Annotated in this window: 22 protein-coding genes; 14 read left to right on the forward strand and 8 right to left on the reverse strand. The window is 61.3% G+C overall.

Annotated elements, in window-relative coordinates; genetic code table 11:
- Positions 1-291 precede the first annotated feature (291 nt).
- The 13 genes from OKB77_RS06695 (at position 292) to OKB77_RS06755 (ending at position 16,630) form a co-directional block, all read left to right on the forward strand.
- Positions 292-468, forward strand: coding sequence for a hypothetical protein (locus tag OKB77_RS06695; RefSeq protein WP_158113075.1), 177 nt, complete (start codon positions 292-294; stop codon positions 466-468).
- Complete coding sequence (locus OKB77_RS06700; protein ID WP_247822883.1) at positions 465-4,493, forward strand: ATP-binding protein; 4,029 nt, start codon at positions 465-467, stop codon at positions 4,491-4,493. Before OKB77_RS06695 ends, OKB77_RS06700 begins: the two co-directional genes overlap by 4 nt.
- Before the next feature lie 954 nt (positions 4,494-5,447).
- Positions 5,448-6,581, forward strand: coding sequence for a hydrogenase 2 small subunit (gene hybO, locus OKB77_RS06705; protein ID WP_270817216.1), 1,134 nt, complete (start codon positions 5,448-5,450; stop codon positions 6,579-6,581).
- Between the two features lie 2 nt (positions 6,582-6,583).
- Positions 6,584-7,630, forward strand: coding sequence for a hydrogenase 2 operon protein HybA (gene hybA / locus OKB77_RS06710; RefSeq protein ID WP_118853773.1), 1,047 nt, complete (start codon positions 6,584-6,586; stop codon positions 7,628-7,630).
- The gene (gene hybB / locus OKB77_RS06715; RefSeq protein WP_005351459.1) at positions 7,623-8,810 is read left to right on the forward strand and encodes a Ni/Fe-hydrogenase cytochrome b subunit; all 1,188 of its coding nucleotides are present in this window, start codon (positions 7,623-7,625) and stop codon (positions 8,808-8,810) included. The genes hybA and hybB overlap by 8 nt, the downstream gene beginning before the upstream one ends.
- Positions 8,807-10,510, forward strand: a complete 1,704-nt coding sequence (hybC, locus tag OKB77_RS06720; RefSeq protein ID WP_270817217.1) for a hydrogenase 2 large subunit — start codon at positions 8,807-8,809, stop codon at positions 10,508-10,510. Before hybB ends, hybC begins: the two co-directional genes overlap by 4 nt.
- On the forward strand, positions 10,510-11,040 hold the full coding sequence (locus tag OKB77_RS06725) for a HyaD/HybD family hydrogenase maturation endopeptidase (protein WP_247822881.1): 531 nt from the start codon (positions 10,510-10,512) through the stop codon (positions 11,038-11,040). The genes hybC and OKB77_RS06725 overlap by 1 nt, the downstream gene beginning before the upstream one ends.
- Positions 11,022-11,552 carry a hydrogenase-2 assembly chaperone gene (gene hybE / locus OKB77_RS06730; protein WP_247822880.1) on the forward strand — a complete coding sequence of 177 codons (531 nt, stop codon included), beginning with the start codon at positions 11,022-11,024 and terminating at the stop codon, positions 11,550-11,552. The genes OKB77_RS06725 and hybE overlap by 19 nt, the downstream gene beginning before the upstream one ends.
- 140 nt (positions 11,553-11,692) lie before the next feature.
- A complete protein-coding gene (locus tag OKB77_RS06735) occupies positions 11,693-13,303 on the forward strand; it encodes an ABC transporter substrate-binding protein (RefSeq protein ID WP_270817218.1) in 1,611 nt (536 codons plus the stop codon).
- Positions 13,288-14,298, forward strand: coding sequence for an ABC transporter permease (locus tag OKB77_RS06740; protein WP_270817219.1), 1,011 nt, complete (start codon positions 13,288-13,290; stop codon positions 14,296-14,298). The genes OKB77_RS06735 and OKB77_RS06740 overlap by 16 nt, the downstream gene beginning before the upstream one ends.
- Positions 14,288-15,103, forward strand: coding sequence for an ABC transporter permease (locus tag OKB77_RS06745; RefSeq protein WP_139396365.1), 816 nt, complete (start codon positions 14,288-14,290; stop codon positions 15,101-15,103). The genes OKB77_RS06740 and OKB77_RS06745 overlap by 11 nt, the downstream gene beginning before the upstream one ends.
- Positions 15,097-15,888, forward strand: coding sequence for an ATP-binding cassette domain-containing protein (locus OKB77_RS06750; RefSeq protein WP_270817220.1), 792 nt, complete (start codon positions 15,097-15,099; stop codon positions 15,886-15,888). Before OKB77_RS06745 ends, OKB77_RS06750 begins: the two co-directional genes overlap by 7 nt.
- Before the next feature lie 100 nt (positions 15,889-15,988).
- Positions 15,989-16,630, forward strand: coding sequence for an ATP-binding cassette domain-containing protein (locus OKB77_RS06755; RefSeq protein WP_270817221.1), 642 nt, complete (start codon positions 15,989-15,991; stop codon positions 16,628-16,630).
- Between the two features lie 345 nt (positions 16,631-16,975).
- Here OKB77_RS06755 and hypB read toward each other — a convergent pair whose 3' ends face one another.
- Complete coding sequence (hypB, locus tag OKB77_RS06760; protein WP_270817356.1) at positions 16,976-17,806, reverse strand: hydrogenase nickel incorporation protein HypB; 831 nt, start codon at positions 17,804-17,806, stop codon at positions 16,976-16,978.
- On the opposite strand from hypB, the gene OKB77_RS06765 reads away from it, so the two are divergent.
- On the forward strand, positions 17,687-18,061 hold the full coding sequence (locus tag OKB77_RS06765; RefSeq protein WP_270817222.1) for a hypothetical protein: 375 nt from the start codon (positions 17,687-17,689) through the stop codon (positions 18,059-18,061). The genes hypB and OKB77_RS06765 overlap by 120 nt on opposite strands.
- Here OKB77_RS06765 and hypA read toward each other — a convergent pair.
- The 7 genes from hypA to selA form a co-directional block, all read right to left on the reverse strand.
- Positions 18,039-18,380: a hydrogenase maturation nickel metallochaperone HypA gene (gene hypA / locus OKB77_RS06770; protein ID WP_024944968.1), complete on the reverse strand. Its 342-nt coding sequence runs from the start codon at positions 18,378-18,380 to the stop codon at positions 18,039-18,041. The genes OKB77_RS06765 and hypA overlap by 23 nt on opposite strands.
- Before the next feature lie 69 nt (positions 18,381-18,449).
- On the reverse strand, positions 18,450-19,454 hold the full coding sequence (gene hypE, locus OKB77_RS06775) for a hydrogenase expression/formation protein HypE (protein ID WP_270817223.1): 1,005 nt from the start codon (positions 19,452-19,454) through the stop codon (positions 18,450-18,452).
- Entirely contained in the window at positions 19,451-20,563 is a 1,113-nt protein-coding gene (gene hypD, locus OKB77_RS06780; protein ID WP_270817224.1) for a hydrogenase formation protein HypD, read from the reverse strand. Before hypD ends, hypE begins: the two co-directional genes overlap by 4 nt.
- Complete coding sequence (locus OKB77_RS06785; protein WP_033115859.1) at positions 20,557-20,808, reverse strand: HypC/HybG/HupF family hydrogenase formation chaperone; 252 nt, start codon at positions 20,806-20,808, stop codon at positions 20,557-20,559. Before OKB77_RS06785 ends, hypD begins: the two co-directional genes overlap by 7 nt.
- A 5-nt stretch (positions 20,809-20,813) precedes the next feature.
- Positions 20,814-23,252: a carbamoyltransferase HypF gene (gene hypF / locus OKB77_RS06790; RefSeq protein ID WP_270817225.1), complete on the reverse strand. Its 2,439-nt coding sequence runs from the start codon at positions 23,250-23,252 to the stop codon at positions 20,814-20,816.
- Complete coding sequence (gene selB / locus OKB77_RS06795; protein ID WP_270817226.1) at positions 23,249-25,144, reverse strand: selenocysteine-specific translation elongation factor; 1,896 nt, start codon at positions 25,142-25,144, stop codon at positions 23,249-23,251. The genes hypF and selB overlap by 4 nt, the downstream gene beginning before the upstream one ends.
- A gap of 4 nt (positions 25,145-25,148) precedes the next feature.
- Entirely contained in the window at positions 25,149-26,627 is a 1,479-nt protein-coding gene (selA, locus tag OKB77_RS06800; RefSeq protein WP_270817227.1) for an L-seryl-tRNA(Sec) selenium transferase, read from the reverse strand.
- Between the last annotated feature and the right edge of the window lie 227 nt (positions 26,628-26,854).

Below are 26,854 nucleotides of genomic sequence, written 5' to 3' on the forward strand. Positions count from 1 at the left end.
CGCTGGAAATATAAATCTGCAAGCTGGCTCATCACCCAACGTGATAAAGAGAGCAATCCGATATCATCATACCGTTGGTGCTGACCCATCTTCTGATGGTGTACAACCGCCATTACCCCATATCCACTTTTTTCTTGTATCCGATTTATCCCTTGTGAGTTTCTGGCTCCTGTCGGGTTGTGCGCACATTTCAACCGGGTTGTCATGGCTGCCTGTCGGGGGATCCGTTATGGTGTGAGAAAGGTTGGCAGGGGTCGCCATCCTCCATCTTGGCAGGGAGAATCACGAGATATGGAACATCTTGCCCCGAGCGCGGCCCATCCTATGGTGCTGCTGGTTGATGATAAGAGTGGCTGCCACAAGTTGATGAATGCGCTGCTCGGTGAGTGCCTTTTATTGCACGTCTTCTCCTGTGAGGCGGTGCTGATGATGGCCAGGCAGAACGATGGAGCATGCTGTCAACCATGAAATCGCGTCTCTGGCACATTGCTGCCGTGCTGTTGCTCTCCCTGATGTTGGCCACGCTGGTCGACGCCTTCTATCTGGAGCTGGAGCGGCAGGAGTATCGCCAGTCGCTGGATACCCGCATTCAGCGCGAGGGCGACAATCTGCAGCAACTGACCCTCTCAAGCAAGGGGATGGGGGCGGTGCAACTGGCTGGCCGCCTCAACCGCGAGATCCAGCAAGCGTCACTGCTCGAGCGGGGGGAGCTGAGCCCGAGCGAAGCTCTGCAGGTGTTGGCGCAGGGGGTGAAGGCCAATCATGCCTTTGTTACCAATAAAGCAGGGGTGATTGTCCGTGATTGGGATGCGCTTGGCCGCCATGTCGTCGGGCAGGATGTGTCGTTTCGCTCCTACTTCAGGCAAGGGCTCAAGGGGCTGGAAACAGTAGATGCCGGGGTTAGCCTCAATACCGGCAAGCGGATGATCTATGTGGCGGCGCCAGTCTCTCACGATCGGGCGCAAGGAAGCGACATTACCGGGGTGGTGGTAGCGCGCTACGAGATGGCGCTGCTCGATACCTTTCTGGCCGGGTGGGGCGATACCATCGGTTTGCTGGTCTCGCCAGATGGAGTGGTGATGGCCAGCAACAAGAGCGACTGGCAAATGGCGGTGGTGGGACCGAACTCTGCCGCCAGGCAACAGCAGCTCTTTGCCTCTCGCCTATATGGACACTACTTTGCCCCGGATCGCAAACCGGTGATCCTGCCTGCACTCGATGGCAGTGAAGTTCGGATAGGGAAAGATAGCTATCTGGTGAGCCGCATGCCTATCGAGTGGCACGATGCCAAAGGGCAGTGGACGCTGCTGCTGTTGGGCAATGTGGAACAGGCCGTGTCAGGATGGCGGCGAGTGGGCTTGTTCGGCACCGCCCTGTTGATATGTCTGAGCTCGGCCCTGCTCTGGCAGGGGCGGATGTTGCGTCGCCGCAGTATCCGCGAGCGCAACGAGCAGTTTGCCTTCCAGCAGGCATTGATCGATACCCTGCCACATCCTCTCTTCTATACCGATAATCAGGGTCGCCTGCTGGGGGTAAATCGCGCCTTTACCAGCTCATTTGGTGGTGCCCGCCCGCTCGAGGGCAAGCGGTTGGCGGAGTTGCCCCAACTTGCCGGGTTGGACTCGGCGGATGAGGACAACACCTTGTTGAGGGTGGCTGGCAGCCAGGCCAGAACGCAGCATGAGGTGCGCCTGTTTTCGCCGGATGGCCGTCCTCTGGACATGCTCTATTTTCTCTCGGGGATCGAGCTTGCCGAGAGCGAGCGAAGCGGTGCGGTCGGCAGCTTGGTCGACATCACCCCGATCCGTGCCGCCGAGCAGGCCATGCGGGAGGCTCATGACCGGATAGCGGCAGATCGCCAGCGGCTGCACGAGAGCGAGCAGCGGATCCAGTCCATGGTGCGCAACGTACCGGGTATGGTCTATCGCTGCTTGCCTCATCATCCCTGGACCATGTTGTTCGTCAGCGACGAGGCGGAAAAATTAACCGGCTATCCCGCCAGCGATTTTGTCGATAACAGCCGCGATTTTGGTGACTTGATCCATCCTGATGACCTCGAACTGAGCAACCGCAACACCATCGATGCCATTGCCGAACATCGGCAATACATCAACGAGTACCGCATCTTCGATCGCTGGGGTCAGCTCCGCTGGGTCTACTCCATCGGACTCGCCACCTATGATGCCGAGGGTAAGGCCATCTATCTGGACGGGATCATCTTCGATTTCAGCGACCGCAAGCAGGCTGAGGCCGCCATGCTAGAAGCTAGGCAGATCGCCGAAGATGCCACCCGAACCAAGAGCGAATTTTTGGCCAACATGAGCCATGAGATCCGCACGCCAATGAATGCCATCATCGGTATGGCCCATCTGGTGCTGCAAACCAACCTCTCCCCCGAGCAGCACAACTATGTGAGCAAGATAGACAGAGCGGCGAACAACCTGCTCGGGATCCTCAACGACATCCTTGACTTCTCCAAGATGGAGGCGGGCAAGTTGCAACTGGAGAAGGTGGATTTCCAGCTCAACGAGGTGTTCGAGTGGCTGGCGGATCTTACGGCGTTTCGGGCGCGGGAAAAGGGGCTGGCGCTGCTGTTCGATCTGGCCGCTGATCTGCCTGACCGTTTGTGCGGCGATCCCCTGCGGCTTGGCCAGATCCTGCTCAACCTGACCAGCAATGCCATCAAGTTCACCGAGCAGGGAGAGGTGATTGTCCGGCTGGCACGCAGTAACGAGCGAGATGGCAAGATCTGGCTGCAGGGCAGTGTGCAGGATAGCGGTATCGGCATGACAGCCGAGCAGTGCCAGCGTCTCTTCCACTCCTTTGAACAGGCTGACAGCTCGACCACCCGCAAATATGGTGGCACCGGTCTTGGTTTGGCCATCACGCACAATCTGGTGCAACTGATGGACGGTGAGATCCGGGTGGAGAGCGCCCCGGGGCAGGGCAGCGAGTTCCACTTCCGTATCTGTCTCGCCACCCTGGCGGATCAGGGGAAGGAGAAAGAGCTACGTGTGGCCATGCCGCTGGCGCCGCAGCGTCTGCTGTTGCTGGAGTCGTGTCCTGCTTCGCGAGCGGCCATTCTCCACCAGTTGGCGGCGCTGCCTGTTGAGCTTGTCTGCGCGGACGAGCCCGCCGCAGTGCTGGCGCTGCTGCATCAAGGCATCGCGGCGGGCAAACCCTGTGATCGAGTTGTGCTGGGCTGGCTGGAGGGGGAGAGCTGGTTGTCAGAGGTGCTGCAGGAGGTTGGCACGCTGGCAGCGCCGCCCGCGATCTTGCTGATCACCTCGGGCGATCCCGCACCGCTTGCCAGCAATGTTGCTGCGCTGGGGTTGGCGCCGTGTGATGTGCTGGCCCATCCGTTTACCCCGCAGGCACTGTGTCAGGCATTGTGTAAGGCGCAGGGGGGCTATGCCGTGGGACGAGAGGCGTTATCGGATGCAAGCCCCCATCATCAGGTTGCGCTGCCCGCTCATTGGCTGGCGGGGGCTCGTCTGCTGTTGGTGGATGATAACGACATGAACCGGGAGGTGGCGCTGGCCCTGCTGGGCAAGGAGCAGATTTCCCTGGTCTGTGCTTGCGATGGGGCACAGGCGCTCGCCCTGTTGGCGCAAGATCGCGGGTTTGACGGCATCCTGATGGATTGCCAGATGCCGGTGATGGACGGGTACACCGCGACCCGGTTGATCCGCGCCGATCCGGCGCTGGCCCGGATCCCCATTATCGCCATGACAGCCAGCACCATGGTCGGGGATAAAGAGAAGGCGCTGGCGGCAGGCATGAATGACCACATCGCCAAACCCTTGAATATGCCGCTGTTGCTGGCGACCCTCTCGCACTGGATCACACCCGCCAGACCTCTGGCTGCCGCCAGCAAGTTGCAGGTGACTGACGATGCGACCCCTTGGCAAGGCGTGCCCGGCCTTGACGTGCAGCGGGGCATGGCCGTGATGGGGGGCGACAGTGCGCTCTACCGCAATATGTTGCAGCGCTTCTGTAGCGGGCAGCAGGGGTTTGAAGCCAGTTTCCACTCGGTGTGGGTATCGGATGACAAAGTCACGGCTCGGCGTCTGGCTCACACCCTCAAGGGCAGTGCCAGCACCATAGGGGCTACCGGTGTGGCGGATCAGGCGGCGCTGCTCGAGCAAGCCTGTGAAGAGGGGGATGATGCAGGGGTCGCAACCCGCTTGCCATCCCTGATGGCCGAGCTGAAGCCCCTGCTGTCTGGGCTGGAAGCCGCGCTGGCAGCGTCCCCTGTGACGATGGGCGCTTCCCGAGGCATCGATGCCGGGATGCTGGCGGCGCAACTGCAGCAGTTGGGGGCCTTGCTGGCACAGAGCGATGCCCAGGCGTTGGCGCTTTGTCAGCAGATTGAGGCTGATCTGGCTGGCAGTGCATTGCCGCTGCGTGCTGCATTTCAAGAGGTGAGCCGGGCGGTCAACGAGTTCGAGTTCGATAAGGCGCTGCAGTTGCTGGCACCACTGCTTGGGTGATGGTTAACACCCTTATCGCTTGTCATGTTCATCGTCATCTCAACTCATTTTTTAGGGTTGCCATTGAACAAGAACAATTATCATCTATATCGATAGATATGGATATTTACGCTATGGTTAATTACGCAGGGTGACGTGAAGGTAAATAGTGTGAATACGTGCAGTAACATCTGTAACCGGATGAGCGAATGTATCGCGAGTTAAATATGATCACTATGTTGAAGGCAGCTTTCCACCTTGCCTTTTCTCTCTCCATTAATTTGAATGCAGATTCACGATGATGCGTAAACATATCCGTGAGTGCGATATTTTACTCACCAGCATCCAAGACAATAAAGAGTGGGGGGGAGCGTATTGATATGCATACCTCTGCGGCACCTTTTCATTAAGCGGTGTTAAACGGCAGGGAGGCCAAGCAGGGTTGTACTGCGTGGGCTAGCAGGAGCAATCATCGCCCTTCAGCGCAGGCAAGATGCAAGCAGATATCAAGCGACAGCAGGTAAATCGTGCCGTGCAGGCCGTGCTTGCTACCGGTGGTAGCTGGCCGTGAGACAGTTCTGGTATGGGGAGGCAAGTCAGGAGGTTGTCCCGTGGAGACTGTATGGAATATGCAATGAGATGAGTAAAGATACATTCAATGGATCATTTATGGGTGGGCATCAGTATTGTTAAATGAGCGGTATAGCCAAGATTTCAATCATGTTAATTTGGCTCACAGAGAAAGAGAGGATATGCGGTGATTAATTATTTACTATCCAATTAAGTTCATAAAATTTACGGGGCTGCTAAATATCTCTTTGGGGGTAATTAATTTCATTTGTGATGTGGCTCGCTATGAAAATAGGGGGGAGTCGGTCGAAATTGATAGAGATCAATACTGCAGTGTGGGTGAGTCCTTAGCATTTCCGCTATTAAGCATTTATCAAACAAGTGCTCACTACGGGAATAAGTAGAATGGTCGAGGATAATTTTTTATCGGCTCATGGGATTAATCGCCGTGATTTTATGAAATTGTGTGCCGGGATGGCCGCAACCCTGGGATTAAGTCAGCATGCCGTCGCCAAGATGGCCACTGCGCTCACCAGCCCCGAACGGCCGCCGGTGATCTGGATTGGGGCGCAGGAGTGCACCGGTTGTACCGAATCGCTGCTGCGCGCCACCCACCTCACCATCGAGAACCTGATCCTCAACACCATTTCGCTGGAGTACCACGAGGTACTCTCGGCGGCCTTTGGTCATCAGGCGGAAGAGAACAAGCACAACGCCATCAAGCGCTATAAAGGCAAGTATGTGCTGGTAGTGGATGGCTCCATTCCGCTCAAAGATGGTGGCGTCTACTGCATGGTGGCCAGTGAGCCTATCGTCGACCATATTCGCCGTGCTGCCGCCGACGCGGCTGCGGTGATCGCCATCGGCTCCTGTGCTGCCTGGGGCGGTGTGCCTGCCAGCGGCGGCAACCCGACCGGTGCGGTCAGCCTGGAAGAGGCCCTCGGCAATATCGACACCCCGATCATCAATATCCCGGGATGCCCGCCCAATCCCCACAACTTCCTCACCACGGTTGCCTACTACATCACCTACGGCAAGCTGCCGGCGCTGGATAGCAAGAAGCGTCCGCTGTTTGCCTATGAGCGGCTGATCCACGAGAACTGCGAGCGCCGTCCGCACTTTGACGCAGGGCGTTTTGCCAAGGAGTTTGGTGATGAGGGTCACCGTCAGGGTTGGTGTCTCTACCATCTGGGCTGCAAAGGACCGGAGACCTATGGCAACTGTTCAACTCTGGAGTTCTGCGATGTGGGCGGCGGCATCTGGCCGGTAGGCATCGGTCACCCCTGTTATGGCTGCAACGAGCAGGGGGTCGGTTTTAGCAAGGGGATCTTCCAGCTTGCCAAGGTCGAGAACCCGACTCCGAGGGTGGATAAACCGGATGTGAAGATCCAGGAGGGGGGCTATACCTCGCCCACCGCGACCGGCCTTATCGGTGGCGCCCTCGGGGTGCTGGTAGGGGTGAGTCTGATGACGGTGCGTGAACTCGGTCGCCAGCAGAAACGCCACGAAGCCGGGCAGTCCCCATCACGGGAGGAGTAACCGTGAACAGACGCAACTTCCTCAAATTTGCCTCCGTCGGCGCGCTGGCGGCGGGCACAGCCGTACCCGGCACCGCACTGGCGGCGGCCAAGAACAAGCCGCCCATTCCCGGCGCGCTCGGCATGTTGTATGACTCCACCCTCTGCGTCGGCTGTCAGGCCTGTGTGGCGGAGTGTCAGCGCCTCAACGGCAATCCGGCCAATCCAGCCGGGGCGCAAACCTGGTCCAACAACGACAAGCTGACCCCCTACACCAACAACATCATTCAGGTGTGGAAGAGCGGCACTGGCGAGCACAAGGATCAGCTGGTGGATGGCTACGCCTACATCAAGAAGCAGTGCATGCACTGTGTCGATCCCAACTGCGTCTCTGTCTGTCCGGTGCAGGCTCTTAAAAAAGATCCCAAGACCGGCATCGTTCACTACGACCCGAGCGTCTGCACCGGCTGTCGCTACTGCATGGTGGGTTGCCCGTTCGATGTGCCCAAATATGACTATGACAACCCGCTGGGGGCGATCCACAAGTGCGAGCTCTGCAACCAGAAGGGGCTTGAGCGGATCGATCAGGGCAAGTTGCCTGGGTGTGTCGAGGTGTGCCCCACCGGCGCCGTGATCTTCGGCACCCGCGAGGAGCTGATGGCTGAAGCCAAGCGTCGTCTGCTGGCGACTCCGGGCAGCGAATATGCCTATCCGCGCCAGACCCTCTCTGCCAACGACCCTTACCTGCACGAAGTGCCCAACTACCAGCCTTACGTCTATGGCGAGAAGGAGGGGGGCGGCACCCAGGTGCTGGTGCTGGCCGGGGTGCCCTATACCAAGCTCGACATGCCCGATCTGCCGGAGCTCTCCTCCGGTGCCCGCTCCGAGCATATCCAGCACACCCTCTACAAGGGGATGGTGCTGCCCATGGTGGTGCTGACCGGCCTTTCGGTGCTCATTCGCCGCAACACCAAGAATGGTCACGATCACCATCACGATGATGGCCATGATCAGGGGAGTACGCAGATCAAGGATCAGGGCACCACAAAGGGAGGCAAGGATCATGAGTAATCACAAGGCACATCCCCTCGGCGGCAAGCTGGTCAGCTGGCCTGTGCTGGTGCTGGCCCCCTTTGCCGTGTTGTGCGGCATGTTGATTTTAAAACGCCTCGTCTTCGGGCTGGGTTCGGTCACCGATCTGAATGGCGGCTACCCCTGGGGGCTCTGGATCTCGTTCGATCTCTTGATCGGTACCGGTTTCGCCTGTGGCGGCTGGGCGCTGGCCTGGGCTGTCTATGTGTTCAACCGGGGCGAGTATCACCCGCTGGTGCGACCGGCCCTGTTGGCGAGCCTGTTTGGCTACTCGCTCGGAGGTCTCTCCATCACCATCGACGTGGGGCGTTACTGGAACCTGCCGTACTTCTACCTGCCCGGTCACTTCAACACCTCCTCGGTGCTGTTCGAGACGGCGGTCTGCATGACCATCTATATCGGGGTGATGGCGCTGGAGTTTGCGCCCGTGCTGCTGGAGAAGTTCGGCTGGAAGGCGTCGCTCATTCGCCTCAACAAGATCATGTTCTTCGTGCTGGCACTGGGGGCTCTGTTGCCCACCATGCACCAATCCTCCATGGGCTCGTTGATGATCGTCGCGGGGGAGAAGATCCATCCGCTCTGGCAAAGCTACGAGTTGCTGCCGGTCTTTTCGCTGCTGACCGCCTTCATCATGGGTTTTTCCATCGTGGTATTTGAGGGCTCTCTGGTGCAGGCGGGACTGGCGGGGCGGGGCCCCAACGAGAAGTCGCTCTTCTACAAACTGACCCAGGTGATCGATATCTTCCTGATCCTGTTTGTGGCGCTGCGCTTTGCCGAGATCGTCATCCACGACAAGTCGGAGTATCTCTCCGAGTTCAATCGCTTCTCCATCATGTTCTGGAGCGAGATTGCGCTGATGATCTTCCCGCTGCTGGTGTTCCACTGGGACAAGAGCCGCCGGGATTCGCGCATGTTGTTCCTGGGGGCCCTCAGCATGCTGCTGGGCGCAGCCCTCTGGCGACTGGATTACTCCCTGCTCGCCTTCAACCCCGGCAATGGCTACCACTACTTCCCCTCCGCGGAGGAGGTGCTGATCTCCCTGGGCTTTGTTGCCATCGAGGTGTGTGCCTATTTGCTGTTGATCCGGCTCTTGCCGGTACTGCCATCACTTGAACGTGTTCACCAAGATTATCAGGCCCGAGGGAAAGCCAACGTATGAGCCAACGTATCACCATAGACCCCATCACCCGCATTGAGGGGCACCTGCGTATCGACTGCGAAATCGAAGGCGGTAAAGTGACCAAAGCCTGGTCGTCCGGCACCATGTGGCGCGGGATGGAGGAGATCGTCAAGGGCAACGACCCGCGCGATGCCTGGATGATTGTGCAGCGCATCTGCGGGGTATGTACCTCCATTCACGCCATCGCCTCGGTGCGGGCGGTGGAGAACGCCATTGGCGCCAAGGTGCCGGTCAACGCCCAGTTTATCCGCAACCTCATCATCGCGGCCCACAACATCCACGATCACATCGTCCACTTCTATCAGCTCTCCGCGCTGGACTGGGTGGATATCACCGCGGCCCTTGAAGCCAATCCGCAAAAAGCGGCGGACATGCTCAAGGGGGTATCGACCTGGTCTCTCAACAGTGCCGACGAGTTGACCAAGGTGCAGGACAAGATCCGCGTGCTGGTGGCGAGCGGCCAGCTTGGCATCTTTGCCAACGGTTACTGGGGTCACAAGGAGATGAAGCTGAGCCCGGAGGTAAACCTCATCGCCGTGGCCCACTACCTGCAGGCACTGGAGTGTCAGCGCGATGCCAACCGTATTGTCGCCATCCTCGGTGGCAAGAGCCCGCACATCCAGAATCTGGCGGTGGGCGGCGTGGCCAATCCCATCAATCTGGATGCACCGAGCGTGCTCAACCTGGAGCGGCTGCTCTATGTGAAGAGCTTTATCGACCGGCTTGGCGAGTTTATCGAGCAGGTCTACAAGGTGGATGCCGCCATCATCGCCGCACACTACCCCGAGTGGCTGAACCTGGGGCAGGGTGCCAAGCACTACCTGAGCGTGCCGGAGCTCCCCACCGACGGTAACGGCGGCAGCTTCCTGATGCCGGGCGGCTATATCGAGAATGGCAATCTGGCGGGTTATCGCCCCATCGAGAGTCATCAGGATGCCTGGCTGATGGAGGGCATCGCCGAGAGCAACAAGCACGCCTGGTACAAGGATGACGAGCCGCTCAAACCCTGGGAGGGCAAGACCGAGCCCGATTACACCGGCTGGCAGGATGACGGCAAATACTCCTGGGTCAAATCCCCCACCTTCTACGGCAAGGTGGTGGAGGTGGGACCGCTCGCAGACTTGCTGGTGAAACTGGCCGCCAAGCACCCGGAGACGGTAGCGCATTTCGAGCAGCTGAACGGCATCTACAAGGCGCTCACCGGCTCGGCCATCAAGACCGAACTGCTGCACTCCACCATGGGTCGCATCATCGGTCGCGCGGTGCGCTGCTGTGTGCTCAAAGATACCCTGTTGCACCAGTGGAAGGCGCTGGTGGACAACATCGGCAAGGGGGATACCACCGCCTATATCAAGGCCGAGATCCCGGCGGACAAGGAGTTTCGCGGGGTGGGCTTTGAAGAGGCGCCGCGCGGCATGCTTTCCCACTGGATCGTCATCAAGGGCGGCAAGATCGAGAACTATCAGGCGGTGGTGCCGTCGACCTGGAACTCGGGCCCGCGCAACTTCAATGATGAGCCCGGCCCCTACGAGCAGGCGCTAGTGGGCACCCCGGTAGCCGATCCCGCCAAGCCGCTGGAAGTGGTGCGCACCATCCACTCGTTCGACCCCTGCATGTCCTGTGCGGTGCATGTGGTGGATACCCAGAATGGCGAAACGACCCAGGTGAAGGTGTTGTGATGAACATCCTGATCTTGGGCGTGGGCAACCTGCTGTTGAGCGACGAGGCCGTCGGCGTGCGCATCGTTGAGGGGTTGGGGCGCAACTACTGTTTCGCCCCCGGCATCGAGCTGCTCGATGGCGGTACCGCCGGTATGGAGCTGCTCGAAGCGATGGCCAGTCGCGATCACATCATTCTGGTGGATGCGGTGCGCAGCGGTAATCTGCCGGGCACAGTGGTGACTCTGAAGGATGAGGAGATCCCGACCCTGTTTGGCCGCAAGATATCCCCCCATCAGCTGGGACTGGCGGATGTGCTCTCGGCGCTGCACATGACGGGGGAGTCGCCCAAGCGGCTCACCCTGATCGGGGTCGAGCCTGAATCCCTCGAACCCCGCATCGGCCTCACCCCAGTGGTGGCAGCCGCCATGGGGGAGGCGACGGATCGGATTTTGACCCTGCTCGCTGCCGTTGGTGCGCCCGCCATTGCGCTCTCTGAGCAGGAGAAAGCTGAACAAGCGCGGGAGGGCCTATGGCGCAGTCCCATTTAAGCGAGGCTGAGAGAGTGCTGGAGAGAGTACCGGAGACAGCGCAGGAGTTTGCCGGTTTTGCCACCAATCCAGCACCCTTGCTGGTAGCCCAGTACGAGCGGATCGCTCGCGAAGAGATGCAGGCGCTGCCCTTCTATCACGCCACCATGCCAATCGTTGCGGAGTGCGTGTTGTTTGAAGACCAGTGGCTTGGCTGCGTGCTCACCCCCTGGATGCTGAGCGTGGTGGTGCTGCCGGGGCCGGATCAGCTTTGGCCGGTGCGAAGCAGCAGCGATCGACTCGCCCTGCAGCTCCCCTGCGGCAATATGACCTTTATGGTGGGTGAATTGCCCGAGACGGGACAGCTGCTGGCTTGCTCCCTGATGTCGCCGCTCGATCCCCATCTCGGGGCCGGGGAGGGGCGGGCGCTGGTGAGCAGCTCCCTCAAGATGCTGCTCTCCTTGCCGGTGCAGCAAGGGGCTGGCAGCGTGGATCTGGGCCGCAGACGGCTATTCGGTGCCCGGCGCGGTTAACCGGCATAGTCGCTAGGTTTCACGCGAAATCAAGTTTAGAATAGGGGGCCATTTTGGCCCCTCACTCCCATGTTAAATCACGCATTCCGCCTCTTTTTTGAGTGATGATCCGTGAGTGGTACAAAACAAGAAGGATCCCCATGACTGTTCCACGCAATTCCCTTCGCCATTACGCTAGATCCAGCGCTACCGCCCTGTTGACTCTGCTGCTGGGCACTGCCTCTCACGCGGCGCTGGCCGCTGTCCAACCTGTGCCTGCCGAGCTCAAGCTCGCCATCGGAGCCGAACCCACCGAAGGGTTTGACCCTCTGCTTGGCTGGAGTCACGGCAGCTACCTGCTGCTGCACAGTCCGCTGCTCAAGCAGAACGCAGATCTCAGTTGGCAGAATGTGCTCACCCAAGCGGTGACCCCGAGCAAGGATGGCAAGGGGTGGCTCATTACCCTCAAGCCTGACCTGAAATTCTCCAACGGTGCGCCGCTCACCGCCGAAGATGTGGCCTTTACCTACAACAGCGCAGCCAAGGGCGGCGGTAAGATCGACATGGGCAACTTTGTCTCGGCCAAGGTGCTCTCACCCACCGAGGTTGCCATCACCTTGAGTGCCCCCCAGAGCACCTTTGTCAACGTGCTGGGATCTTTGGGGATAGTGTCGAAGCAGGATTACGACGCAAAAGCATATGCCCAAAAGCCGGTCGGCGCCGGCCCCTACCGGCTGGTAAGCTTCCTGCCCGGCCAGCAACTGGTGGTGGAGGCGAACCCCTATTACGCCGGCGGCAACAATGACTTCAAACGGCTGGTCTTTGTCTTTATCGATGAAGAGAGCGCCTATGCCGCCGCCCAGAGCAGCCAGCTCGATGTGGTGCGCATTGCCCCGTCACTGGCGCCCACCGTGCCTGCCTCCCTCAAGCTGTGGGTGCGGCCGAGCGTGGAGAACCGTGGCATCGTCTTCCCTATTCCGCCTGCGGGTGGCAAGGATGCCAAGGGTTATCCCATCGGCAACGACGTGACCTCGGATGTAGCGGTGCGCCGCGCCATCAACTACGCCATCGACCGCAAGCTGCTGGCCGACCAGCTGCTGGAAGGACACGCCATCCCCGCCTACAGCTCGGTGGAAGGGTTGCCCTGGCTAAACAAAGCAACTGCCTTCAAGGATGGGGATGCGGCCCATGCCAACGCCCTGCTCGACGAAGCGGGCTGGAAGATGGGCAGTGACGGCATCCGCCACAAGGGCAATCTGCGCGCAGCCTTTACCCTCTGGTACACCAGTGGCGACAGCACCCGCCGGGATTTGGCGGAAGCGGTGCGCGCCATGCTCAAGCCCATCGGTCTTGAGGTGAGCCTCAAGTCCGGCAGCTGGGAGCAGGTGGAGCGGGAGATGCACACCAACCCGGTGCTGATGGGGTGGGGGAGTCTGGATCCCATGGAGCTCTATCACCACTACCAGAGCGGCTCCGGTGGCGTGGAGTTCTACAACCCGGGCTACTACAGCAACCCTGTGGTGGATAGCCACCTCAAGCAGGCGCTGGATGCCCCCAACTGGCAGGCGGCCGTGCCGTTCTGGCAGCAGGTGGAGTGGGATGGCAAGACCGGCGCCGGAGTGCAGGGAGATGCCGCCTGGGCCTGGCTGCTGAATGTGCAGCACACCTATCTCGCCAACCGTTGCATCGATCTTGGCAAGGGGGCGCCGGAAATCCACGGTAGCTGGTCACTCCTCAACAACCTGCAGGATTGGCGGTGGACGTGCCGTTAAGTTCGCCCTTGAGTCACTCCGGTTATCTGTTGCTAAAAGCCCTGCTGCGTCTGGCAGGGCTGTTATGTCTGGTCTCGGTCGCCACTTTTGTGCTGCTGAGCTACTCCCCTATCGACCCCATCAAGGCCTATATCGGCAACGATCTGCTCCATGTGCCGCCGGAACAGTACGCCCGTATCGCCGCCCGCTGGGGGCTGGATCAGCCGCTCTGGCTGCGCTACTGGCACTGGTTTAGTCAGGTGCTGCAAGGAGATCTCGGTTACTCCATGCTCTACAACGCACCGGTGGGTGAGGTAATAGGCCAGCGCTTTGCTGCCTCCTTCCTGCTGCTGGCGGGTGCCTGGCTGCTCTCCGGCTTTTTCGGCATTGTGCTGGGCCTCTGCGCCGGTCGCTATCTCAATCGCTGGCCCGATCACCTGATTTGCCGGTTTGCCTATCTGCTCGCCTCCCTGCCCACCTTCTGGGTCGGCCTGTTGCTGCTCGCCCTGTTTGCGGTGCACTGGCCGCTGTTGCCGGTCTGCTGCGCATGGACGCCGGGGCTTGCTGCCGATGAGGTGGACTGGGCCATGCGGCTGCGTCATCTATTGTTGCCGGTGACGACCCTGGCGCTGCTCGGGGTGGGCAATATTGCCCTGCATACCCGGGCGCGGGTGGCCGAGGTGCTGGAGAGCGACTTTATCCGCTACGCCCGCGCCCAGGGGGATGGCGGTTGGCCCATGCTGCGTTTTCATGTGCTGCGCCATGCCCTGACCCCGGCGCTCTGCCTGCAGTTTGCCTCCCTTGGTGAGCTGATTGGCGGATCCCTGCTGGCGGAGAAGGTTTTCTCCTATCCGGGGCTCGGCCAGGCCACCGTGGATGCGGGGCTCAGGGGCGATATCCCCTTGCTGATGGGAATCGTACTCTTCTGCACCCTGCTGGTCTTTATTGGCAACACGGTGGCCAGTTTGCTGCTGGCCCGTATCAATCGGGGTTGGGAGGGGGAGCATGCTGTTTAACCCGTTTCCCTCCATACTGCGGCTGGTTTTTGCCCTGCTCGGATTGGCGCTGCTGGCCACTTACGGCTGGAGCCTCTCTCATCAGGATGTGCCAATGGATCTGCTGGCGCGCCAGCAACCTCCCTCGCTGACCCACTGGTTCGGCACCGATCAGATGGGGCGGGATCTCTGGTTGCGCGCCTTTCAGGGCACCCTCACCAGTCTGGAGCTGGGCATCAGCACGGCTCTCTGCAGTGGCCTGCTGGCCATGGTGGCGGCAAGCGTGTCGCTCATCCATCCCAGATGCGATGCTGCGGTGCGAATGGTGATCGACGCCATGCTGGCGCTGCCCCATATGCTGCTCTTGATCCTTATCTGCTTCACCGTGGGGGGCGGCATGCGCGGGGTGATCCTGGCGGTGGCGCTCACCCACTGGCCCAAGTTGGCGCTCATTCTCTGCGCAGAAGCGCGGCGGATCGCCTGCAGCGACTATGTGGTGCTGGCCCGCTGTCAGGGGATGGGGGCGCTGCGTCGCTGGCGCATCCACCTGCTGCCGGGGCTGTTGCCCCAGTGGTTTATCGGCACCTTGCTGATGTTTCCCCATGCGGTGCTGCACAGCGCGGCCTTGAGCTTTCTCGGTTTTGGGCTGGCGGCCCACGAGGCCTCGCTGGGCCTGCTGCTGGCCGATGCCCTGCGTTATCTGGCCGGTGGCGGTTGGTGGCTGGCGCTCTTCCCGGGGCTGATGTTGCTGCTGCTGGTTCTGCTGTTTGATCAGGCTACCCGCGCTTTGCAACAGCTGCTGTGGCACAGGAGTGAACCATGCTGAGTTTTGACCATGTGACCATAGAGGCGGCCCACTACTCCTGGCTGGGGCGACGCAGCTGGCAGCCATTGTTGACCGATATCAGCCTGCAACTGGCGTCGGGGGAGATAGTGGCGCTGGTGGGGGGGAGCGGCGAGGGCAAGAGCCTGCTGCTGCAAAGCGCTCTGACATTGCTGCCGGAAAACCTGCGCATGCGCGGCGCCATCTCCCTCGATGGCACGCCCCTGTGCGATGCCAGCCGCGCCCGTCTGCGCGGCCACACCCTCTGCTATGTGCCACAGGGGGTAAGCGCCCTCAATCCGCTGCTGACGGTGGAGCGCCAGCTGGGGCGTGCGGCGCGTCTGTGTGGGCAGAATTGTTCTCGCGAGCGGCTCGGTGAGCAGCTGCTGCGCTACCAGCTGCCCGCTGCCACTCTGGACCGCTATCCGCGCCAGCTCTCCGGTGGCATGGCCAAGCGCATTCTGGCCTGCACTGCGGCGCTCGGCGGTGCTCGCTACATTCTGGCGGACGAGATCACCGCCTGGCTCGACGAGGGGCTGGCCTGTCTGCTGCTCGGCCAGTTGCGTGAATTGGCCAATCAGGGCAGCGGTATCCTCTGGGTGACCCACGATCTGGCGCTGGCGGCTCGCTTTGCCGATCGCATTGTGGCGCTGCATCAGGGGCAGGTGAGCGATACCTTGAGCTGCCACCATCTGCGCCAGGGGCTGGGGAGCGAGATGCTCCGTGCCCACTGGCAGGCGCTGCCGGAGTTCAATGCGCTCTTTGCTGCTACGTCGGAGATCTCCTGATGATTGAGTTGCAGGAATGGATCGTCTGTCTGGTTGCGGGTGTTCAGTGGCAGGCACTGCCGGAATTCAACGCGATCTTCTCTGTGCCGGAGGTTTCCTGATGTTGGAAGTACGAAATCTCACTATCGCCCAGGGGGAACGCCCCCTTTGGCAGGGATTGTCGCTGACGGTGAAAGCGGGCGAACGGCTCGGTATCTCCGCCCCGAGCGGTTATGGCAAGACCACGCTGGGGCGGGTATTGGCGGGTTGGCAACCGGTTGGGGCCGGCGGGCAGATCCTGCTGGATGGGCAGCCAGTACCTGAACAGGTAAAAGGTTATAACCCCATCCAGCTGGTGCCCCAGCACCCGGAACTCACCTTCAATCCCTATCGCACCACCGGGCAGGCGTTGTGGGATGTATGGCGCCCCGATGACGCCATACTGGCCCGCTTTATGGTCAAGCCCGAATGGCTTGGCCGTAAACCCGGTCAGCTCTCCGGTGGCGAGCTGGCCCGCATCGCGTTGCTGCGCGCCCTCGATCCCCGCACCCGGTTGCTGATTGCCGATGAGGTGACCGCTCAGCTGGATCCGCAAATCCAGCGCCAGCTCTGGCGGGAGTTGATGATTGAGTGCGAGCAGCGCGGGCTTGGTATGGTGATCTTCAGTCACCAGCAGGCATTATTACGTCAGATCTGTCATCGGGTGCTGCGCTTTGGTGAGGTGCAGCCCGTGACTGGTGTATTGGCTGAAAATGCGGCCTGAGGGTTAGTTCCCCCTCATCCCCAGCCCTTCTCCCGCAAGGGGAGAAGGGGGCATAAGGTGCCATTTCGCCAGGCTCGGGGTTTAGGGTTTGGAGAACCTCGAGGTGTGAAAATATGGCTGGTTGTTATGCTCGAAGCCCCCTGAGGGGCTTGAGGGCGTTGTATAGCCGCGGCATCCACAAACCGGTTCCCTCTCCCTGGGGAGAGGGCCAGGGTGAGGGGGCGCGAGTATGAAACGCTGGCCATTCTGTACAGAGAGAACCGTTGGCAAAGTGCGCAGATAAAGAGAGGGAGGCATCAGCCTCCCTCTCTTGTTTTCTACCCTTATCAGCGGCGTTTAACCGGTTCAGGCACTGGCCAGCCAGTTAAGCCAGGCATCCATCCCTTCGCCTGTGGTGGCGCTGAGCTGGATCACCTGAATATAGGGGTTGACCCGTTTGGCGTTTTCGATGCAGCGGGCCACGTCAAAGCTGACATAGGGCAGCAGATCGATCTTGTTGATCACCATCAGCTGGGCAGCGGCGAACATATCCGGGTATTTCAGCGGCTTCTCTTCCCCCTCGGTGACCGAGAGGATCGCCACCTTGTATTTCTCGCCGAGATCGAAGCTGGCGGGGCAGACCAGATTGCCCACGTTCTCGATAAAGAGGATGCCCCCTTTATTGGCGGGCAGTTGGTGGCAGGCGTCGTGGACCATTTTGGCATCCAGATGGCAGCCCTTGCCGGTGTTGATCTGCACGGCAGGGACGCCGGTGGCGCGGATACGGTCTGCATCGGCGCTGGTCTGCTGATCCCCTTCAATCACCGCGCAGGGGCGTTTTTCGGCCAGCAGGCGCAGGGTTTCGCACAGCAAAGTGGTTTTGCCTGAACCTGGGCTAGATACCAAGTTGAGCACCAGCTGGGCCGCCTCGTCGAAGTGTTCGCGGTTGTGGGCCGCCAGCGCGTTATTCTTGGCCAGCACATCCATCTCGATGGCGATCAGCTGGCGCTGACCCATGCCCGGGACCGACAATCCCGCTTCCCCTTTGCCATAGTGCAGATCACCCTGCTGATGGTCATGGTCATGGTCATGGTCATGGTCATGGTCATGGGGATGCGCGTGGGAATGGCCGTGGTCATGAGAGTGGGCATGATCATGATGATGGTCGTGGGGGTGATCATGCCCCTCATGGCTTATGGGAGCCCGCACCCCGTGGTAGTGGTGATGGACATCTCCCTGATGGTGATAGTGGTGGTGAATGATCAGGGTTCGCGGCGCACTCTGCTCGTGGTCATGATGGTGATGGGCGTCATGAGCATGATGATGGCCATGCTCATGCTCATGTTCATGCCCATGTTCGTGATGATGCTCATGATCGTGCTCATGGCCGGCGATCCGCGCCTGGCCGCATCCGCATACGCTACACATATCAACTTACCTCGATGTCGGTGATGCGCAGGCTATCACCCTGCGCGACTCGTAATTTGTATCCGCCACACTCGGGACAGGCCTGCCCGCGCTCGGTGAGGGTGACCGTCTGGTTGCAGTCGTAACACCAGGCCTCTGCCGCCTGGTGCTGAAAGTGCAGCTGGGCCCCTTCGACGGCGGTGCCCTTGGCGGCCGCCTCGAAACAGAAGGCAATGGTGTCCGGGTCGACGCAGGAGAAGCTGCCGACCTCGAGCCAGAGGGCGGTCACCTTGGTAAAGCCCCGCTGGGTGGCCTGTTCGGCCGCCAGATCGATGGCGGCCATGGCCAGAGACATTTCGTGCATGGTGGCTCCTTAACCGATATGGGGAGGAGCAGTGACTCCTCCCTGTAATTGACGGAATGGCATGGCCGCTCAACAGATCCGCGGCAGCAGCTCCCCTTGCGGTAGCTCCAGATAGCGGCGGCTGCCCCAGGGGTTGTTGAGGATCACCTTGTGGCGATCGCTCGCCTGCACCACGCCGATCTGGCTTGCCGCGGGGTTGAATTGCCGCAAGATGCCCAGTGCGTCCTGTGCCTGTTCGGCAGGCAGGGCCAGCACCATGGTTCCCTCGTTGGCGAGATCATGGGGCTCGAAACCGTAGAGCTCGCACAGGCCGCGCACCGGATCGCACACCGGAATGGCGGACTCCTCCAGCTCGATGGCAACACCGGAGGCGCTGCTCCACTCGTTGAGCACGGCGGCAAGGCCACCGCGGGTAGCGTCGCGCAGGGCGTGAGGGGTAATGCCAGCTTTTAGCAGCGCTTCTACCTGGGGCCAGAGGGTGGTGCAGTCGCTCTTGAGATCAGATCCCAGTTGCAGGGCGTCACGGGCCATCAGGATGCAGGCGCCGTGGCTGCCGATATCCCGCGACACCAGAATGGCGTCACCGGCCTTGAGGCTCCGCACCGAAATGCCCCGGCTCTGTTCAGGCAGAGGGAAGGTGCCGACCCCGCTGGTGTTGATAAAGATCTTGTCGGCGGCTCCCTTGGGCACCACCTTGGTGTCGCCGCAGACGATACGGGCGCCGCTCTTGGCAAGCTCCGCCGCCATCGACTCGACGATGCGGGCGAGATCGGCGTAGGGGAAGCCCTCCTCGATGATAAAGCTGCAGCTCAGATACTCGGGCTTGGCCCCCATCATGGCGAGATCGTTGACCGTGCCGGCGATAGCCAGCTTGCCGATATCGCCCCCCTCGAAGAAGAGCGGCGAGACGGTAAAGCTGTCGGTGGTGAAGGCAACGGGGCCGTTTACCGGCAGCAGGGCGGCATCTTCACCGCGCAGCAGGATCTCGTTGCCAAAGTGGCGAAAGAAGAGCTGATTGATCAGCTGGTTCATCTCCACACCGCCGCCGCCGTGGCTTAACTGAATTTCTCTCATTGGATCCCCATATATCGGTAGTAGGCATTGCAGGCCCCTTCGGAGCTGACCATGCAGCTGCCCATGGGCTGGGTCGGGGTGCAGCCCCGGCCAAAGACTTTGCACTGGTTTGGCTTGGCCAGGCCGCGCAGGATATCGGCGCACTGGCACGCCTTGTGGTCATCGATGGGGGTCTGATCAAGCTGGAAGTAGCGCTCCGCATCGCGCTTGGCAAACGCATCGCGCAGGCGCAGGGCGGAGGCGTTGATATCGCCGAGGCCTCGCCAGCGAAAGTGCTCGCGGGTCTCGAAAAAGCGCTCGACCAGCCGCTGGGCGGCTTTATTGCCACTGGCGGTAACGGCGCGGCTGTACTGCACCTCCAGGGCGTAGCGACCCTCCACCTTCTGGCGCACCATCATCAAGAGCGCCTCCATCACATCCACCGGCTCGAAGCCGCTCACCACCACGGGCACCTGATAACGATCGACGATGGGCAGGTAGATATCGGCGCCTGTGATGACGCTGACGTGAGAGGGGCCGATAAAAGCGTTCACCTTGGCCACCCCGTCGGCCATCACCGCATGAATGGCGGGGGGCACCAGCACATGGTTGATATGAAACAGCAGGTTCTCAATCCCCTCAGCTTCAGCCGCAGCCAGCAAGGCGGCCGTCATAGGGGTAGAGGTCTCGAAACCGATGGCGAAGAAGACCACGGTTTTTTCCGGGTTTTCTTTGGCGATACGCAGGGCATCGAGGGGGTCATAGACCGGGCGGATATCGCTCCCTTTGGCCCGCTGCTGGGCCAGCGTGCCCTTGGATCCCGGCACCCGGATCATGTCCCCCAACGTCACCAGAATGACGTTGGGCTGGCTCGCCAGCTCGATGGCCTGATCGATGCGCTCTTTTGGCATGATGCAAACCGGGCAGCCGGGGCCGTGGACAAACTCGATGCTGGCCGGCAGCAGCTGGTGCAGGCCGTACTTCATGATGGTGTGGGTATGGCCGCCGCACACCTCCATCACCCGCAGTGGTTCGGGCAGATCCTTAGCCAGTTCTGAAATTTGGGCGGCGAGGGCGCGGATCACTTCGGGCTGGCGAAAGCCCTGGAACAGGTCATTCAAGGTCAGCATGGCAAGATATCCTGTTTGGGCATCAGGGCCACCATCTGGCGGAAGCTCTCGAGGCTGGCCTGCGCCTCCGCTTCGTCAATCTTGCTCATCACAAAGCCGATATGGAGCAGCACATAGTCGCCCACCTGGAGGGGCTCCTCGAGCAGCATGCAGCTGACGCGCCGCTGCACCCCCAGGGTGTCGACGGTGACGCAGTTATCTTCGGGGTGCAGTTGCACCACCTGAGAGGGGATGGATAGACACATGAATTTCAGGACTCCGACAAGGTGGCACAACCGGTTGTTACAGGCTGATGCGTGGCAAGATGGTGGATGGCAAACCAGAGCTGACCGGCGGCGATGCCACCGTCATTGAGCGGCAGGGTTTCGCTGGTCAATACCTGCCGGCCAGCCGCTTCGAGCGCGGGAACCAGCTGATCCATCAGCACCCGGTTTTGAAAGACGCCGCCCCCGAGCGCCACCGGATAGCCGGGGAAGCGTTCGGCCAGGGCAACCACCAGATTGCTGATGGCGCGGATAAAACCGGCGGCCAGGCTGGCGGTGGAGGTGCCTTGGCGCCGCTCGCTGACAAGGGTATTGATGAGCTCGGCCCACTCGATCTGCAGCGGCCCTTCCGCTGATTGGCTGAGATCAAAGGCAAGGGGTAAGGGCTGTTCATCAGGGGCCAGCTGCAAGGCAGCCGCCTCCAGCAAGAGCCCCGCTTCGCCCTCGTAATCGGGGGTGTCGATCACTCCCAAGATCGCAGCCACCGCATCGAACAGTCGACCGATGGAACTGGTGTAGGGGGCGTTGCGACCGAGATGCCAGAGCTGGTGCAGGTTGCTGATCCGCTTAAGGGGCAGTTGCTTGATCAACGGAATATCGAGGGCACTGATCTCCTCAGGGCTGTGCGATTCAAACAGCAGCCCCAGCAGCTGACGCACCGGCTCGCGAATGGCCGCCTCGCCGCCGATCAGCTTGAAAGGCGCGAGGTGTGCAACACGATCGAAGCCCTGAACGTCTGCGATCAGCAGCTCGCCGCCCCAGAGGGTGCCGTCATCGCCAAGGCCGGTGCCATCGAAGACAACACCCAGCACCGGGCCCGTGATGTCGTGCTCGGCCATCACCCCCAGCAGGTGGGCGTGATGGTGCTGCACCTCGAGGTGGGTGGCACCCTGATCCTGGCAATAGCCCTTGGCCCACTGATGGCTGAGGTAGCCGGGGTGGCGATCCGAGACCAGCAGTTCTGGCTTGAGGTCGTAGAGTTCGCGAAAGGTGGCCAGGGTCTGCTCGAAGTGCTCCTGCATCGGCAGGCTGTGCAGATCGCCGATATAGGGGCTGTAGATGCGCTGGCGGCCGAAGGCGAGCGCCAGCTGGTTCTTCTGCTGCGCCCCGACCGCCAAGAGCGGCACCCTGACCGCCTCTTTCAGGCTGGGGGTGCAGGGGGCATAGCCTCGGGCGAGGCGCAACGTCTGGCGTCGCCCGCCCGCCCACTGCACCAGACTGTCGTCGCAGGGGTGCAGGATTGGGCGGTTGTGATCCAGGATGCCGTCAATCTCGCTGCCGAGTTCCCTGACCACCGCCTCGCATTCGATAAGGATCGGGCTGCCGCGACCATTGGCGCTGGTGGCCACCAGCGGCATGGCGCAGGCATCCAGCAGTAGCTGATGGAGCGGGGTATAGGGGAGCATGATGCCAAGGTAGGGGATGCCGGGGGCGATCCTCTCGGCCAGCGGCGCGGTTGTCAGTTGGGATTCTGACGGCCGATCATCGTTTTCGCGCTTGCGCAGCAAGGCGATGGGTCTGGCCTGAGAGGCGAGCAGCTTCCACTCTGCTTCGCAGCCGGTGACATGCAGTTTGGCCTCGGCAAGGGAGCCCATCATCACCGCCAGCGGTTTGCGCGCGCGCCGTTTGAGCGTTCGCAATCTGGCAACACTCTGTTCATTGCGGGCATCACACATCAGGTGATAACCCCCCATCCCCTTGACCGCGATAAGCTTGCCTGCTTGCAGGGCGTTTGCAGCTGCTTGCAGGGCATCCTCGCGCTCGGCCAGCGCATCGCCGTGGCCATTTCGCCAGCTGAGATGAGGTCCGCACTCGGGGCAGCTCACCGGCTGGGCGTGGTAGCGTCTGTCCAGCGGGTTTTCATAGGCCGCCGCACAGCGCGGGCACATGGCAAAGCCCGCCATGGCGGTATGGGGTCTGTCGTAGGGGAGGCGGCGGATGATGGTGTAGCGCGGGCCGCAGTGGGTGCAGTTGGTAAAGGGGTAGTGGTGGTGGCGATCGTTGGGATTGGCCACATCGTTGGCGCATGCCTCGCACATCCCCTGATCCGGCGAGATGGCGACCGTGGCCGCGCTCTGCTGCTGGCTGGCTTTAATTCGAAACTGGCCATGAAATTGGCCATCGAAGTCGGGATCATGAGCGAGGGGCAGTTCCCGCTCGCTGAAATGATCGATACGGCTTAAGGGCGGCGCCAGTTCCCGCAGTTCGCGGGCAAAGCTGGCCAGCTGCTCGGGCGATCCTTCGGCGCCGATGGTGACGCCGTTGGCATCGTTCAGTACATAACCGGCAAGGCTGTGGCGCAGCGCCAGCCCATAGACGAAGGGGCGAAAGCCGACCCCCTGAACTATGCCGTCGATATGAAATTCGCGGCGCAGCCGGTTGGCCACAGGATTGGCAGAGACAGAGGGGGCGATGGTGGCGCTCATGCCGGCTCCATCTCATCTTGAGTCTGCGGTAAACGCAGCACCCGGCGCTCGTTCTCCTCGCGCCGCACCCAGCCATCCATCTCCATGCGCAGGCAGAACGGAATGGCGTATTTACGCGACAAGCCGGTGATCTCCTTGAGGGATGCCATGTCGATCAGATCTCCCACCTGCTGGCCCGCCAGCACGGCGGCGACCATCTGGTTGTAAAGCTCGGCGTCGTAGTAGATGGGGCCATCGAGCTGCACCAGATACTTGAGTCGCGCCAGATTGCGCAGCTGCTTTTGCAACGCGCCTTTTTGTAGCAGGCCCTGCTGCAGGGCCGCGGGCAGCTGGCGGGTGATAAAGGGATCCAGCTCCACGCCGCCGGGGCCCAGTTTACCGGGCTCGTACCCCTCCTTGCCTTGATCTCGCACCACCTTGAGCACCAGCTGCGCCTCTTCCCCCAGATCATCTTCCGACTCGCCGCTGCCCTGCTGCCACTTGTCATGGTGCAGGCGAACAAGCTGCTCGCTCTTGAGCTGCTGGAGCAGGGCCTGAATGACCGGCAGGGCGATGCCAAAGCGGGTTGCCAGCTCGGCGGCACTCAGCGGTTCGCTGGCCAGCGTAGCGAGCAGCTGGTCGCGGCTTTGGGCCAGCCAGCAGTTATCCAGAAGCCACTCACCGAGGGGGGTGACCTGCTCTGGCCGCTGGTCAAAGCGGCTGGCCAGCACATAGCCATTGAGCCCCAGCTGCAAGGTGGCCGGGTTGTAGCGCTCCAAGTCATCAGGCAGCTCGCCCAGCAGGGCGTGCAGCGCCTTGCGCCTGGCAGGATGGATGTCGCCGCACCAGACGATGCGGGCGCCGTGCAGCAGTTCGCTGCTGCCGTGGCGAATGATGGCAAGCGGCTGGCCAAAGAAGCAGGGGATGGGGCTGGTAAAGATCAGCCGCGCCAGCCGGGTATCCTTGATGGGAACAAAACGGGCTCGGCCATGCCAGCTGCCAAGGGCGACTTCGACCTCCTTGTTGTGCAGAGAGGGGCGTAGCGCCTTGCCGCTCAGGCTCTCGGCGTTTAGTCGCACGATAAGGTGGGTTGCCGCCTCGCACTGGCCGACAGCGCTGGTCAGGCAGTGGCCGCGGGCCACCTCCTTGTGAGGTACTTTTTTCAGGCCCACCGCTACCCGGCAGACGGCGCCGATCTCGTCGACGCTCTGGTGATAGGCCTGCAGGGAGCGCACCTGCACCTCCCGATCGGCAGGGTAGAGGCGCAGCTTGTCCCCCACCTTGAGGCGGCCCTGCTGCAGGGTGCCGGTGAGCACGGTACCGGTGCCGTTGGCGGTAAAGACCCTGTCTACATAGAGGCGCGGGGCGCTCTGTTCGCGAGCCGCTTGTGAGGCTGGCAGTTCGGCAAGCTGGCGCACGATGGCGGTGTGCAGGGCGGCCATATTGGCGCCGGTTTTGGCGCTGACGCTGACGATATCGGGCACCATGCCGCTCTCGTCCATCACCCGCTCCAGCAGGCTCTCCTCCAACAGCAAAAGCTCGTCTGGGGAGACCAGATCGCACTTGTTGATGCAGACCAGCAGGCGCGGTACCCCCATCGCCTTGAGCAGGCGCAGGTGATCGCCGGTCATCGGCATCCACCCCTCGTCGGCGGCAATCACCAGCAGCACCAGATCCAGACTCCAGAGCCCCGCCACCATATTGCGGATATAGCGCTCGTGGCCGGGCACGTCGATGACGCCTATGGTGTTGCCCTGACCGTCGTCGAAGTGGGCAAAGCCGAGATCCTGGGTCATGCCGATAGCCTGCTCGTGGGCGCGGGCGGTGGTGATGCCGGTGAGGGTCTTGATCAGCAGGGTTTTGCCATGATCCACGTGGCCGGCAAGGCCGATAACGGCGCGATAGGGGGTCATGGGATCAAAGCTCCTCGCTCGCATTTGTTGTATTGAACGGGGCGGGCAGCAGCAACTCCCTGAGTTGGGCGATCAGCAATTCCATCTCGGTCGGCAGCAGGGTGGCCATATTGAGCAGCACCTTCTGCTGGCGCACGGTGGCGATGACCGGCACCGGCAGGTCGCGCAAATCATCGAGCAGCTGCTGGGCCGGACGCGGGTCGGTGCACTCGAGCGCGGGCGCCGGATAGAACTCGTCCGGCAATGTGCCGCCACCTACCACCAGCTGGGCGGGAACCGGCACAAAGCAGCCGGGCAGGGCGGCCATCAGCCGGGAGGCTCTCGCCTGCATGGCAGCCGGGTTGCTCAGGGTGCGCTGGGCGATACCCTCGCCGATGGGAGATTTGTTGAGCTTGTGGATGAGCAGGCGTTCGAGCAGGGAGTAGACGATGCGGCTCGGGCGGAAGGTACGCATCATGGGGTGTTTTTCCAGCCGCTTGATAAGGTCGCTGCGGCCGCTGATGATGCCCGATTGCGGGCCGCCCAAGAGCTTGTCGCCGGAATAGCAGACCAGATCCGCTCCCGCCTTGATGTACTGGCGTACCGAGGTTTCGTCCGGCGCAAACTCTTCGCTGGTCAAGCCCGAGCCCTGATCCACCGCCAGCACTACATGTTCGGGCAGGGCGCGGGCCACCTCGCCAATATCGGGGGATTCGGTAAAGCCGCGAATGGCGAAATTGGATCTGTGCACCATCAGCACCAGCGCGGTCTGATCGGTGATGGCATCGAGGTAATCTTTGGCGGTGGTGATATTGGTGGTGCCCACCTCCACCAGTTTGGCGCCGGAGAGGGCCAGAATGTCGGGAATGCGAAAGCCACCGCCAATCTGGATCTGCTCGCCGCGCGAGACGATCACCTCGCGCCCTTTGGCCACCTCCTGCAGCAGCAAAAAGAGCGAGGCGGCGTTGTTGTTGACCACCAGCGAATCCTCGGCCTGGGTGAGGCAACGGAGCAGGGGGGCGATCAGCCCCTTGCGTCCGCCGCGTTTGCCGGTGGCGAGATCCAGCTCCAGATTGTTGTAGCCGGTGTTGAGGTCACGCACCTCGTCCCACAGCTCGTGACTTAATGGCGAGCGCCCCAGATTGGTATGCACCAGGGTGCCGGTGGCGTTGATCACCCGGGTCTGACGCTGGCGCAACTGCTGTCGGCAGCGTTTGGCAATCAGCGCCTCGATCTGCCCGGGGGCGACGCCGTGCTGGCGAAAATCTTCGCTCTGGCGCAGCTCGCTCAGGGTGTCGCGCACCGCCTGAGTCACCAGCGGGCGGCTCAGCGCCTCGATAAACCCGGCGAGAAAGGGTTGCTGCAGCAGCTGTTCCACTTGGGGCAGACGGCGCGTTTGTTGCTGGCTGGGCTGTTGCTGTGAATCTGGCAGTGAATCGTCGGCAGCCGTACCTGATGCGGGCTGGCGATGGGGGATGGCTGGCGCGTGAGACGAGTTCGGCATGGGATTACCAGTGCAGTGCGTGGGTTCGGGATGCGCACCGGTTTGCCGATAGAGAGGCCGAGCTGACGGGTTATGGCACTGCTGGCGATTTGCGGATGAGTGCAAACTGGGTGCATCAATGAGCGGGTATAAATTAATGCTGCATCGATGCTGATAAATTAATTTTTGGCCAGCGAGATAACCTGAGTTCGGATTATATTGGCAAGCGGCAAGCACCTTTTTTAAGG

Origin of the sequence: Aeromonas sp. Y318-3 (assembly GCF_027706185.1) — a bacterium.
Classification (GTDB): domain Bacteria; phylum Pseudomonadota; class Gammaproteobacteria; order Enterobacterales; family Aeromonadaceae; genus Aeromonas; species Aeromonas veronii.